Origin of the sequence: Geobacillus sp. BMUD, assembly GCF_013096845.1 — a bacterium.
GTDB classification, from domain to species: domain Bacteria; phylum Bacillota; class Bacilli; order Bacillales; family Anoxybacillaceae; genus Geobacillus; species Geobacillus vulcani.
Map to the genome: position 1 here is coordinate 44749 of NZ_SDLA01000017.1, position 13424 is coordinate 58172.

Here is a 13424-nt window from a genome sequence, read left to right on the forward strand (position 1 = left end):
TGTTATCCCCGTTTCCATCTCGTTCCTTGCGGCGTGTCTTCCAAAATAATGTTTTTGGCTCTCAACTCGTCACGAATGCGGTCAGCCAAGGCAAAATTGCGATTTTTCCGGGCTTCATTGCGTTTTTGGATCAACGCCTCGATTTCCTCATCAAGCAGCTCCTCCTGTTTCAAGGTAAGCCCCAGTACGTCCGCCAGCTGCTCGAACTCGCGCAAAAACGCGGCAATGACCTTCTCGGATGTCGTTTTTTCCTGCAAGTACAAGTTGGCCTGTTTCGCCAATTCAAACAATACAGCAATGCCGTTCGCGGTGTTGAAATCGTCGTCCATTTCGCGGATGAACGAGGCGCGGATGTCAGCAAGGCGCGACAGCCATTCCTCGTCATTGTCCGTTAAGTTCGTGCTTGCCTGCAGGCGATGCTGCAAATTGCCGTACGCCGTCTTCAGGCGCTCGAGCCCGCGCCGCGCGCTCTCAAGCAGCTCTTCGCTGTAGTTGATCGGATGGCGGTAATGCACCGACAGCATGAAAAACCGCAGCACTTGCGGGTCGATCTGCCGGATGATATCGTGAACAAGCACGAAATTGCCAAGCGACTTCGACATTTTTTCGTTGTTAATATTTAAATACCCATTGTGCAGCCAATATTTCGCGAACGGTTTGCCGGTCAGCGCTTCTGACTGGGCGATTTCGTTTTCGTGGTGCGGAAACGTCAAATCTTGGCCGCCGGCGTGGATATCGATCGTATCGCCCAAATATTTGCGCGCCATCGCCGAACATTCGATATGCCAACCGGGCCGCCCTTTCCCCCATGGGCTGTCCCATGAAATCTCTCCTTCTTTCGCCGCTTTCCAAAGGGCAAAATCAAGCGGATCGTCCTTTTTCTCGCCAACTTCAATGCGCGCCCCAGCTTGCAGCTCATCGATCGATTGATGGGACAACTTGCCGTATTCGCGGAACTTGCGCGTCCGGTAATACACATCGCCTTCGACTTCGTAGGCATATCCTTTGTCAATGAGCGCCTGAATGAATTCGATAATCGTATCAATGTTTTCGGTCACGCGCGGATGGATATCCGCTTTTTTGCAGCCGAGCGCTTGAATGTCCTCAAAATACGCCTCAATGAACCGTTCGGCGATCACCGGAACGCTCTCGCCGAGCTCGCGAGCCGCTTTGATCAGCTTGTCATCAACATCGGTAAAGTTCGATACATACGTCACATCATAGCCGCGGAACTCCAAATAGCGGCGGATCGTGTCAAAAACGATGGCGGCCCGAGCATTGCCGATATGAATATAGTTATACACCGTCGGGCCGCACACATACATTTTCACCTTGTTCGGCTCCAACGGCTCAAACGGTTCTTTTTTTCGTGTCAGCGTATTATAAAGCCGTATGCTGCTCATACTCGTTCTTCCTTTCTTGTTGTTTCAATGCCTCAAGCTCGCTTTTCAGCCGAGCGATTTCCTCTTCAAGCTCCCGGAACCGGTCGGCGATCGGGTCGGGCAGGTCGGTATGGTTTAAATCTTTCTTCACTTTCACCCCGTCGCGCACAACGACGCGGCCCGGAATGCCGACGACGGTCGAATTGGGCGGTACGTCTTTCAGCACGACCGATCCGGCGCCGATTTTCGAGTTTTCTCCGATCGTAATCGATCCGAGCACTTTCGCTCCCGCTGCAATCAAGCAGTTGTCTTTGATCGTCGGGTGCCGCTTCCCTTTTTCTTTCCCTGTCCCGCCTAATGTGACCCCTTGATAGACAGTGACGTTGTCACCGATTTCGCACGTTTCGCCGATCACCACGCCCATGCCGTGATCGATGAAAAAGCGGCGGCCGATTTTCGCGCCCGGATGGATTTCAATGCCGGTGAAAAAGCGGCTGATTTGCGAAATCAAGCGGGCAAGGAAATAAAATTTCCGCTTGTAAAGCGCGTGGGCGATCCGATGCGCCCAAATGGCATGCAGACCGGAATACGTTAAAATGACTTCCAAATAGCTTCTCGCCGCAGGGTCTTGCTCAAAAATGACCTCAATGTCCTCTTTTAACGTTCTGAACATGATATCCTCCCTCCATCCCTCTTCAGTTGCCTTGTGAATAGAAAAGCGCCCCTGTGCCGAAGACACAGAGACGCTGTTGGCGCGGTTCCACTCTGTTTAGCGAAACGGGACGCCGTTTCGCTCACTCGATTCCGATAACGGAGATGCTCCGCTCCCCTCTACTGCAGAACGTCTCTGTTCCGGTTCGAAAGGAGGCTCCGAGGCGCACTTCAGACAACACCGAACATAAGCCGCTTCCAGCCAAGACGGCTCTCTCTGGGATGCCGATGCTTCCTACTTCTCCTCGTCAACGCTTTTCCCTTATACGCTTGTGGCAACGAAAACTTTGTATTATTATACCACATCCACCGTATAAACGTGCAGAGGCCGATTAAAATTTTTCTTGCAACGCCCGCTCCAGCCGCTCAATCACCTTTTTCTTGCCGAGCAGCTGAATGGCAAACGGCAGCTCCGGCCCGTGCGTTTGCCCAGTCACCGCCGCGCGGATCGGCATAAACAACTTTTTCCCTTTTTGCCCGGTCGCCTTTTGCACGGCTTTAATGGCCGCTTTGATCTCGTCTGCCGTAAACGGCTCAAGCTCACGCACGATTTCAAGGAAGGTGGAAAGCACAGCCGGCACTTGCTCTTCAGCCAGCACTTGACGCGCCTCGTCCTCGTAGTCGATTTCTTCTTTAAAGAACAGCTCAGACAGCGGGACGATCTCCGCCCCGTAGCTCATTTGCTCTTGATACAAGGCAATTAAATCGCGCGCCCATTGCCGCTGTTCATCCGTCATATCGGCCGGCAGGCGTCCGGCTTTCACTAAATGCGGCAAGGCCAGCTCCACAAGCCGGTCAAGGTCGAGCTTTTTGATATATTGGTTGTTCATCCATGTCAGCTTTTTCGTATCAAACATGGACGGCGATTTGGACAGCCGGGAGACATCAAACATGCGGATCAGTTCGTCTTTCGTAAAAATTTCTTCCTCCCCTTCCGGCGACCAGCCAAGCAACGCGAAAAAGTTGAACATCGCTTCTGGCAAATAGCCAAGCTCTTTGTATTGTGAGACGAACTGAATGATCGATTCATCGCGCTTCGACAGCTTTTTCCGCTGCTCGTTGACGATCAACGTCAAGTGCGCGAACTGCGGCGGCTCCCAGCCGAAATATTCGTATACCATGAGCTGCTTCGGCGTATTGGACAAATGCTCCTCACCGCGAAACACATGGCTGATTTCCATTAAATGGTCGTCGATAACAACAGCGAAATTGTATGTCGGAATGCCATTCGCCTTGACAATCACCCAATCGCCGCCGACGTCCTTCGACTCAAACACCACTTTGCCGCGCACTAAATCATAAAATTCGTACGTTTTCCCTTCCGGCACTTTCAGGCGGATCGTATACGGCTTCCCTTGCGCCTCAAGCTCTGCTGCTTGCTCCGGCGTCAAATGGCGGCATTTGCCGCTGTACTGCGGAGCGGCGATGCCGGCCGCCCGCTGCGCCTCCCGCTCGCGCTCGAGCTCTTCCGGCGTGCAAAAACATTTGTACGCATGACCTTGTTCAAGCAATTCATTCACATATTTTCGATAAATATCAAGCCGTTCCGTTTGCCGGTACGGCCCGTAGCCGCCGTCTTTGTCAATCGATTCGTCATAATCAATGCCAAGCCATTTTAAATTTTCAAGCTGCGACTGTTCGCCGCCTTCGACGTTCCGTTCAATATCCGTATCCTCGATGCGGACGATCATTTTTCCGCCGTGATGGCGGGCAAATAAATAGTTAAACAACGCTGTCCGCGCTCCGCCGATATGCAAATGGCCGGTCGGGCTCGGCGCATAGCGCACGCGCACGTCTTTTGCCATCGTCCAAAACCTCCAATTTCATCGAAACTTGTACCACTATTGTACCGTTTATCGCGGCAAAGTTCAAAACAGACGGCTCTCGCCTAGGGCGGCGCCGATTTGCCGACACCCCTTTCCCCTAGGACGGTGAACAAAGCGCTTATGTATGGAGAAACGAGACCTCCTAAATGATGTGGCCAAAGGCCGCTCCATCAGCTTTTTTGCAGCAAGACGACTGCTTGGGCGGCAATGCCTTCCCCCCGCCCAGTGAATCCGAGCTTCTCCGTCGTCGTCGCTTTCACATTGACTTGCGAGTGATCGGCCTCGAGCAGCCGGGCGATCACCCTCTTCATTTCTTCAATATACGGCGCCATCTTCGGCTTTTGCGCGATGATCGTGCAGTCGGCGTTCACTAGCGCGTACCCTTCCTGCCGAACAAGCGCCCATACGTGCGCCAACAGCTCAGCCGAGTCGGCATCTTTAAAGCGCGGGTCCGTGTCCGGAAAATGTCGGCCGATGTCCCCGGCGCCGATCGCCCCAAGGCATGCGTCCGCCACCGCATGAAGCAGCACGTCGGCATCGGAGTGGCCGAGCAACCCTTTTTCATACGGAATGGTGACGCCGCCAATGATCAGCGGACGCCCTTCGACAAGCTGATGGACGTCAAACCCTTGTCCAATGCGAAACATTTCTCCACCCCCATCTATTCAGCCGTACGGCTTGCTAAAATCGCCTCAGCAACCAAAAGGTCCTCGGGCGTCGTCAGCTTAATATTACGATAATCCCCTTCAATGATCTTTACCGGCTTGCCGATTCGTTCCACAAGGCTGGCATCGTCCGTACCAAGATATCCGGCCTGTTTCGCCGCTTCGTGCGCTTCCATGATCAAAGACAGACGAAAAGCTTGTGGCGTTTGCACCGCCCACAAGCTGGAACGATCAATCGTCTGCTCGACAAACAAACCGTTCGCTTTTTTAATCGTATCTTTCACCCGCACGGCCGGGATGGCCGCTCCGTACTGAACGGCGGCGTTCACTAACTCGTGCAAATGATGAACGCGGACAAACGGGCGGGCGCCGTCATGGATGAGAACAATCTCCTCCCCCTGGAGCGCCTGCAATCCGTTATAGACGCTATGCTGCCGCTCCCGTCCGCCGTTGGCAAACGCCATGACTTTGCGGATGCGATGGCGTTCAAGCAGCTGCTCAAACCGGTGCCGTTCGGCCGGGTTGACGACGAGCACAATGCCGGCGCACCGCTCGTCGCCGTCAAACACTTTCAATGTCCGAACGATGAGCGGTTCGCCGCCAAGTTCAAGAAACTGCTTGTTCATGCCGGCGTTCATCCGCTTTCCTTGTCCGGCCGCCAATACGATCGCTTCATACTTCATCGGACGTTTCCCCTGTTCTTCTACAACGCTTTTTGCAACAGTTTCAGCTTGGCGAAAATCATTCTCCCCGCAGATGTTTGTAACACGCTGGTGACTAAAACGTCAACCCGTTTGCCGATATATTCTTTGCCATCTTCAACGACGATCATCGTCCCGTCATCCAAATAGGCCACGCCTTGGTTATGCTCCTTCCCATCTTTAATGACGTGCACATTCAGCTCTTCACCCGGCAGCACCACCGGTTTGACGGCGTTCGCCAAATCGTTGATATTCAAAACACGCACGTTTTGCAGCTCACATACTTTGTTTAAATTGAAATCGTTCGTCACGACAACGCCTTGAAGCTGCTTTGCCAGCTTGACGAGTTTGCTGTCGACCTCCTGGACGTCGCTGAAATCCGCTTCATAGATTTCCACTTTCATCGCCATTTCTTTTTGGATGCGGTTCAAAATATCCAAGCCGCGGCGGCCGCGGTTCCGCTTGAGCACGTCGGACGAATCGGCGATATGCTGCAATTCTTCGAGCACAAACCGCGGGATGACAAGAGGCCCTTCCAAAAAACCAGTTTGGCAAATGTCTGCAATCCGCCCGTCGATGATGACACTCGTATCCAAAATTTTCACGGCACCGCCCTTTGACGATTCGTTTTCGGCTTCTCCACCTTTTTTCTTCGCCATGCGGTTGGACAAGGAAAATAAGTTCATCAACTCATTCCGTTTCTTTAAGCCGACGCGAAACCCTAAGTACCCAAGCAACACCGTCAAAAAAATGGGCAACACCGTATTCAACACTTGAATGTGAAACGATTGCAACGGCATGACAACGAAAAACGCGATAATAAGACCGAAAATCAGCCCGAGACTGCCAAATAGCACGTCGGCGGCCGGCGCCTTCACCAGCGTTTCCTCCACCCAGCGAATCATGTCGACGACATAATCAACAAGCCAAAACGTCAGCAAAAAGAAAACAACCGCTCCCAATACCGCCAGCGTATACGAATGATCAAGAAGCGGCATGCCGCTTACTTTCATCAGCTTGAGCAAGTCAGGCAAAAACATGGCGCCTAACGTTCCGCCTACGGCGAGGAAAAATAATTGCACAATACGTTTGACCATCAGCCCATCTTCACCTCCCTATTTAACATTATAAACAGTTTCCCATGTTTGAAACCAATTGGAAGGCAATTTTTCATCGTTTTTGAACATTCGACATCTGCTTGTAACAATAGGCGGAAAACGCCGGAGTTGTTTCGGATCCCCTACTATTTTTTACGTACATTAGAGCGAAAAGGTTCAATCCTTTTAGGCTGTTTTATGCCTCTGCTTGAGCATGTAAGGAATGAAGAGACGATGAATTTTTGATCACTCTATCCCCTTGGGCGCGAAGAAGCGGGCCGCGCAGGCGAAAGAGCGATTAACACATTGTATGCTCAAGCGCCTCGGCCACATGCGAAACGCCGATCACATGAACGCCTTTTGGCGGCTGCCAGCCGGCTAAATTATTTTTCGGCACAATGATGCGGGAAAAGCCTAATTTTACCGCCTCCTGCACCCGCTGTTCGATGCGGGAGACGCGGCGCACTTCTCCGGTCAGGCCGACTTCGCCGATAATGACGTCCGTTGGATTCGTCGGCCGGTCGCGAAAGCTTGAGGCGATGCTCACGGCGACCGCCAAATCAATCGCCGGTTCATCAAGCTTCACGCCGCCCGCCACTTTCAAGTAAGCATCCTGGTTTTGCAACAGCAGACCAACTCGCTTTTCAAGCACAGCCATCAAAAGCGATACCCGGTTATGATCAAGGCCGGTCGCCATTCGCCTTGGGTTGCCGAAGCTCGTCGGCGAGACGAGCGCCTGGATTTCGACGAGCACCGGACGCGTCCCTTCCATCGCCGCCACGACCGTCGAGCCAGCCGCCCCGCGCGACCGTTCTTCTAAAAACACTTCTGATGGGTTTTCCACTTCCTTAAGCCCGATGTCGCGCATCTCAAAAATGCCGATTTCGTTCGTTGAGCCAAAACGGTTTTTCACCGCCCGCAAAATGCGATACGTATGATGCCGCTCCCCTTCAAAATAGAGAACGGTGTCCACCATATGTTCGAGCAGACGCGGCCCGGCGATCGCCCCTTCTTTCGTCACATGGCCGACGATAAAAATGGCAATGCCTTTCGTTTTCGCCAGCTTCATCAGCTCGGCCGTGCATTCGCGCACTTGGGTGACGCTGCCCGGCGCAGAGGTGATGTCGGTGCGATACACTGTCTGAATCGAATCGATGATCACACAGGCGGGCTGAATCGTTTCAACCGATGTTACAATATATTCCAAATCTGCTTCCGCCAACACATACAGTTGGTCACACTCGGCGCGAAGGCGCTCAGCGCGCAGCTTTACTTGTTTGACCGACTCCTCGCCGGAGACATACAGCACTTTATGCCCGGCGGCGGCGAGCTGCGCCGATGTTTGCAAAAGCAACGTTGATTTGCCAATGCCAGGATCGCCGCCGATCAAAACAAGCGAACCTTTGACGATTCCACCGCCAAGCACACGATTGAGCTCCACGCTGTTCGTTTTCATGCGCGGCTCTTGCGCCGCCTCCACGGTTGTAATCGGGACCGGTTTGGCCGAACCCCCCCGCTCCGAATGAAGAAATGCGCCGCGCACAGTCGGTTTTTCCTGCTCAATTTCCTCAACAAACGAATTCCATGTTTGGCATCCCGGACATCGTCCAAGCCATTTGGCCGACTCGTATCCGCACTCTTGGCAAACAAATTTCGTTCTCTTCTTCGCCATCGATTCTAACCCTTTCTGTAACATTTTCCAACGAAAAAAGGCATGGGCAGGAAGCTGCCGCATACCTTTTCCCCTTATACGTTACACGACCGCCTGTTTTGACAATACGACAAACTCCCCGTCTTTGACATCCACGACGACTTTTTGCCCTTTGGCGATCGTACCTTTTAACAATTCTTCGGATAAACGATCTTCAACATGCTTTTGCAGGGCGCGGCGCAACGGGCGGGCACCGTATTCTGGATCGAACCCTTCAGCGGCGATTTTTTCAATGGCGGCCTCCGTCAGTTCAAGATCAATGTCTTGCTCCTTTAGCCGCTTCACGAGCGTATCAGCCATCAACCGGACGATTTGTTTGAGATGGTCTTTTTCGAGCGAATGGAAGACGATGATTTCGTCGATCCGGTTTAAAAACTCTGGACGGAATGCTTTTTTCAGCTCATCCATCACTTTGCTTTTCATATCTTTGTATTGCTGGTTCCCGTCTTGGATGTTGAAGCCAACGTACTTGTTTCGTTTCAACGCATCGGCGCCGACGTTGGATGTCATGATAATGATCGTGTTGCGGAAGTCGACCGTCCGCCCTTTCGAGTCAGTCAGCCGCCCATCTTCCAACACTTGCAACAAAATATTGAACACGTCCGGATGCGCTTTTTCCATCTCATCCAACAGGACAACCGAATACGGCTTGCGGCGCACTTTTTCCGTCAGCTGGCCGCCTTCTTCATAACCGACATACCCCGGCGGGGACCCGATGAGCCGCGATGTCGAGTGTTTTTCCATATACTCAGACATATCGATTCGAATAAGGGCGTCTTCGTCGCCAAACATTGCTTCTGCCAAGGCGCGTGCCAACTCCGTTTTCCCAACGCCAGTCGGACCAAGGAAAATGAACGAACCGATCGGGCGTTTCGGGTCTTTCAGTCCCGCACGGGCGCGGCGCACCGCTTTGGCGACGGCTTTGACCGCCTCATCTTGGCCGACGACACGCGAATGCAAAATTTCTTCCAGCTTGAGCAGCCGCTCCGTTTCCGTTTCGGCGAGCTTCGACACTGGAATGCCGGTCCAACTCGAGACGACCGCGGCGATGTCTTCGACCGTCACTTCCAAATTTTCTTGGCCTTGTTTTTCTTTCCATGCTCGTTTCGTTTCCTCTAGTTCTTCGCGCAACCGCTGCTCCATATCGCGCAGCGACGCCGCCTTTTCAAACTCTTGGCTTTGCACCGCCGCATCTTTTTCTTTCCGCACTTCCTCAAGCTTTTGTTCAAGTTCTTTCAATTTCGGCGGTGCCGTGAACGAACGAAGGCGCACTTTCGAGCAAGCCTCGTCGATCAAATCGATCGCCTTATCCGGCAAGAAACGGTCGGTGATGTAGCGGTCAGACAATTTGACGGCTTGCACAATCGCCTCGTCGGAAATCGAAACGCGGTGATGCGCTTCATACCGATCACGCAGCCCTTTTAAAATTTGGATCGATTCTTCCACTGTCGGTTCCTCAACGTAAATCGGCTGAAAGCGGCGTTCAAGCGCGGCATCTTTTTCAATATATTTCCGGTACTCATCGAGCGTTGTCGCGCCGATGCATTGAAGCTCCCCGCGCGCCAACGCCGGTTTCAAAATGTTCGACGCGTCGATCGCTCCTTCCGCCCCACCGGCGCCAATCAATGTATGCAGTTCGTCGATGAACAAGATAATGTTGCCCGCTTGGCGAATTTCATCCATCACTTTTTTCAGTCGGTCTTCAAATTCCCCCCGATATTTCGTTCCGGCGACAACCGTCCCCATATCGAGCGTCATGACCCGCTTGTCGCGCAGCGTTTCTGGCACTTCGTTATTGACAATTTGTTGGGCTAACCCTTCAGCAATGGCCGTTTTCCCAACACCTGGCTCGCCAATCAACACCGGATTGTTTTTCGTCCGCCGGCTTAACACTTCAATGACGCGCTGAATTTCTTTGCTGCGACCGATGACCGGATCCAGCCGCCCTTCGCGGGCAATCGCTGTCAAGTCGCGGGCAAGGCTGTCAAGCGTCGGCGTGCTCACATGCGAGGCGCCGCCGCCATGACCTGACATCGACTCATTGCTGCCAAGCAGCTGCAACACTTGTTGGCGCGCTTTGTTCAAGCTTACTCCCAAGTTGTTCAGCACGCGGGCGGCCACCCCTTCGCCCTCGCGGATCAACCCAAGCAAAATATGTTCTGTGCCAACGTATGAATGGCCGAGCTTCCGCGCTTCATCCATCGACAGCTCAATCACTTTTTTCGCCCGCGGCGTATAGTGGATCGTATGCGACACTTCACTGCCACGGCCGATGAGCGATTCAACTTCTTTTTGGATTTTATCAGGGCCGAGCCCAAGTGCCATGAGCGCCTTAGCAGCGATCCCTTCGCCTTCGCGGATGAGGCCGAGCAAAATATGTTCTGTGCCGATATTGTTATGACCGAGGCGAATGGCTTCTTCCTGCGCCAGCGCCAGCACTTTTTGCGCTCGTTCCGTAAATCTGCCAAACATCATCGTTCATCACCCTCCATCTTTCTTCGTTCCTCCATCTTTAAACGCTCCCGGATCAGCGCCGCGCGGCGGACGTCCCGTTCTTCAGGACGAAGCGCTCCGCCGGCATATTGCTGCAAAAATCCTGGCTGCGTCAAAATCATCAGCTCATTTAAAATGTTGCGCGAGATGTTCTTGATATATCCTAGATCAATCCCTAAGCGAACATCGGACAGACATTGCGCCGCTTCTTTCGATTCGATGACGCGGCAGTTGGCCAGTATGCCGTACGAACGGAACACCTTGTCTTCTAATTGTATGCCCAAAGTTTTCACTAATGCCTGACGAGCCGCTCTTTCTTGGGCGATCAGTTGCTGGACGATCGTATGCAAATCAGCAACAATGTCTTCCTCCGATTTCCCAAGCGTGATCTGGTTGGAAATTTGGAATATATTTCCTAACGCTTCACTCCCTTCTCCGTATGTTCCGCGGACAACGAGCCCAAGCTGGTTGATGGCAGGAATAATGCGGTTAATTTGCTGCGTCAGCACAAGCGCCGGAAGATGCATCATCACCGAAGCCCGCAATCCTGTCCCGACATTGGTGGGGCAACTCGTTAAATAACCAAGCCGCTCGTCAAAGGCATAGTTGACATACCCTTCAATCCAATCGTCCAATTCGCTCGCCGCCTCGAGCGCCTCAGCAAGCTGCAGACCTGGGAACAGGCATTGGATGCGAATATGGTCTTCTTCGTTAATCATAATGCTGATTTCCTCGTTCTCCGAGAGCAGGCAGGCGCCAAACGGCGAATCCTCAGCCAAATGCGGGCTAATTAAGTGTTTTTCTACCAATACCCGTTTTTCAATCGGCTGAAGCTCCGACATTTTCAACAACTCGAAACGGCCTGCCCCTCCGTAAGAACGATGGGCAAACGTCCGTTCAAACAACGTGATGATTTGCATCGCTTCTTCACTGCTAAACAACGTTGGAAAACGAAAGTCAACAATGTTGCGCGCCAACCGGATGCGACTGCTTAAGACGATGTCCGAATCCGGCCCCTCTTGGCTCATCCACGCGCTGACAGCCGTATTGAAAAACTTCTCGAACGACATACCGCTACATATCCCCCTCTCCGCGTCGACGAAGTTCATCCTCCAACGAACGGATTTGGTCGCGCACCTCAGCTGCCCGCTCGAACTCCTCACGAGCGACGAGCTCCTGAAGTTTTTGTTTCAACATAGCAAGCTGCTTGCGCAAATGGAGAACGCCGCCTTTTCGCTTTGGAATTTTTCCTGAATGAGCGGTATTGCCGCTATGGAGCCGTTTCAAAATCGGCGGCAAGTAGCGTGCAAACGTCCGGTAGCAGTCGACGCAGCCGAACCGCCCGATTTGTGTGAATTGATGATATGTCATTTGGCACGTCTCGCATTGAAGTACATCTGGGTTCGGAAACGCGTTCGCCGTCATCTCTTTCATTGGCGCTTGAAAGTTGAGAAGCCCTGCCAACAAGTTGTTAAGTGAAAAATCATCATTGCCGTAGAACGTAAACATATGGCCATGCTCTCTGGCACATTGCTCACAAAGGTGAAATTCCGTTTTCTCCCCATTGATGATTTTGGTAAAATGCATCGTGGCCGGCCGCTGCTTGCATTCTTGGCAAATCAATGCCTCTTCCTCCCCCCTATTTGTATTTCAGCGATGTCAACATCGCTTTTAACATGCGGGCTCGCAGTTCATCCCGTTTCGGTAAATCAATATATAAAACAGAACGATCCATAGCGCTTAACATAATTTTCGCTTCCCGCTCCGAAATTACCTTTTCTTCAACGAGACGTTTTACCACATTTTCGGCATTCGATTGGCTGATGCGGTGGCCGACAAGATCGAGCAACTGGTCAATAAGCTGTGCTTCACTCTTTGTCTTTACTTTCATAATACGGATATACCCGCCGCCACCGCGCTTGCTTTCGACGATGTACCCTCTTTCAAGGGTAAACCTCGTATTGATGACATAGTTGATCTGTGACGGAACACATTGGAATTTATTGGCGATTTCGCTTCGCTTAATTTCGACGATATCTTGGTCGCTCATATTAAGCACTTGCTTTAAATATTGCTCAATGATGTCGGAAATGTTCGGCACTCTACCTACCACCTTCCTTACAACCAAGCTGCCTGGCGATGGGCCGTCCGCTGACAAGGACACCCCACTGCCCCTTTATTGACTTTGACTATATTTGACCTTAATCTTACTATACAATGTATTACGGAAAATTTCAAGGGTGACCAAAGAAGGAAAACTAACTATAGAATATCCGCTTTTTTGGGCAAACAAACGTCAAGCAGCCGAATAAATGAAAAAGCACGCCTTTTCCCTAAAGGAAAGAAAAGACGTGCGTTCCATTTTGCCTAGCAGCGACCTACTCTTGCAGGGGCGCTGGCCCCAACTACCATCGGCGCTGGAGGGCTTAACTTCCGTGTTCGGGATGGGAACGGGTGTTTCCCCTCCGCCATAGCCACTAGGCAATGATGATCATCTTGGACAGTCATTATTATATCCATCCTGTTGGATTTGTCAATCGAAATAGTTCATTCCCTCAAAACTAGATAACCGTCGGAAGAAGCCGCGCTTCGTACTGTCTAGCTCCGGCCGCCATCGGCTCGCGACGCTTCGGTCCTGCTGCGGCGGCGACAGCCTCCTCGCAGGCCCTCCAGCGCGTTTCGCCGATAAGCGGGCGGCCTCCGCTTTTCGTACTGTCTAGCTCCGGCTCGCCGCCGCTCGGGGTCAAATAACCTTCTCCCTCGGGGTGCAAGCACCCCTGCGGGCGAAGAACATTTGCCCGTCGCGGCGAACCGCTCGCCTGCGCTTTTCTATTGTCC

General features: G+C 52.4%; 12 protein-coding genes, 1 rRNA gene and 1 other annotated feature. All 13 genes read right to left on the bottom strand.

Annotation, left to right across the window (positions count from 1 at the left end; all coding sequences use genetic code 11):
• Positions 1-2: 2 nt before the first annotated feature.
• Positions 3-1403, bottom strand: coding sequence for a cysteine--tRNA ligase (cysS, locus tag ETC05_RS15005; protein WP_171661359.1), 1401 nt, complete (start codon positions 1401-1403; stop codon positions 3-5).
• Positions 1381-2055: a serine O-acetyltransferase gene (gene cysE, locus ETC05_RS15010; protein WP_031406241.1), complete on the bottom strand. Its 675-nt coding sequence runs from the start codon at positions 2053-2055 to the stop codon at positions 1381-1383. The genes cysS and cysE overlap by 23 nt, the downstream gene beginning before the upstream one ends.
• A 63-nt stretch (positions 2056-2118) precedes the next feature.
• Positions 2119-2354, bottom strand: a binding site (T-box leader).
• A gap of 71 nt (positions 2355-2425) precedes the next feature.
• Complete coding sequence (gltX, locus tag ETC05_RS15015; protein WP_031406243.1) at positions 2426-3898, bottom strand: glutamate--tRNA ligase; 1473 nt, start codon at positions 3896-3898, stop codon at positions 2426-2428.
• 191 nt (positions 3899-4089) lie between these two features.
• Complete coding sequence (ispF, locus tag ETC05_RS15020) at positions 4090-4566, bottom strand: 2-C-methyl-D-erythritol 2,4-cyclodiphosphate synthase (protein ID WP_031406245.1); 477 nt, start codon at positions 4564-4566, stop codon at positions 4090-4092.
• 14 nt (positions 4567-4580) lie between these two features.
• Positions 4581-5267, bottom strand: coding sequence for a 2-C-methyl-D-erythritol 4-phosphate cytidylyltransferase (gene ispD / locus ETC05_RS15025; protein ID WP_031406247.1), 687 nt, complete (start codon positions 5265-5267; stop codon positions 4581-4583).
• A gap of 20 nt (positions 5268-5287) precedes the next feature.
• Positions 5288-6382 (bottom strand): PIN/TRAM domain-containing protein, encoded by a 1095-nt coding sequence (locus tag ETC05_RS15030; RefSeq protein WP_031406249.1) that lies wholly within the window; start codon positions 6380-6382, stop codon positions 5288-5290.
• 298 nt (positions 6383-6680) lie between these two features.
• Complete coding sequence (gene radA, locus ETC05_RS15035) at positions 6681-8054, bottom strand: DNA repair protein RadA (RefSeq protein ID WP_031406251.1); 1374 nt, start codon at positions 8052-8054, stop codon at positions 6681-6683.
• A gap of 81 nt (positions 8055-8135) precedes the next feature.
• Entirely contained in the window at positions 8136-10568 is a 2433-nt protein-coding gene (gene clpC / locus ETC05_RS15040) for an ATP-dependent protease ATP-binding subunit ClpC (RefSeq protein WP_031406254.1), read from the bottom strand.
• Positions 10565-11656: a protein-arginine kinase McsB gene (gene mcsB / locus ETC05_RS15045; protein ID WP_031406256.1), complete on the bottom strand. Its 1092-nt coding sequence runs from the start codon at positions 11654-11656 to the stop codon at positions 10565-10567. The genes clpC and mcsB overlap by 4 nt, the downstream gene beginning before the upstream one ends.
• 4 nt (positions 11657-11660) lie before the next feature.
• Complete coding sequence (gene mcsA / locus ETC05_RS15050) at positions 11661-12209, bottom strand: protein-arginine kinase activator protein McsA (RefSeq protein WP_031406258.1); 549 nt, start codon at positions 12207-12209, stop codon at positions 11661-11663.
• Between the two features lie 16 nt (positions 12210-12225).
• Entirely contained in the window at positions 12226-12687 is a 462-nt protein-coding gene (locus tag ETC05_RS15055; RefSeq protein WP_031406260.1) for a CtsR family transcriptional regulator, read from the bottom strand.
• A 264-nt stretch (positions 12688-12951) separates the two neighbouring features.
• Positions 12952-13068: ribosomal RNA gene (gene rrf / locus ETC05_RS15060) — 5S ribosomal RNA — on the bottom strand.
• Between the two features lie 79 nt (positions 13069-13147).
• Positions 13148-13424 (bottom strand): hypothetical protein (locus tag ETC05_RS15065; RefSeq protein ID WP_216366511.1); only part of this gene is annotated, 277 nt, incomplete at its 5' end.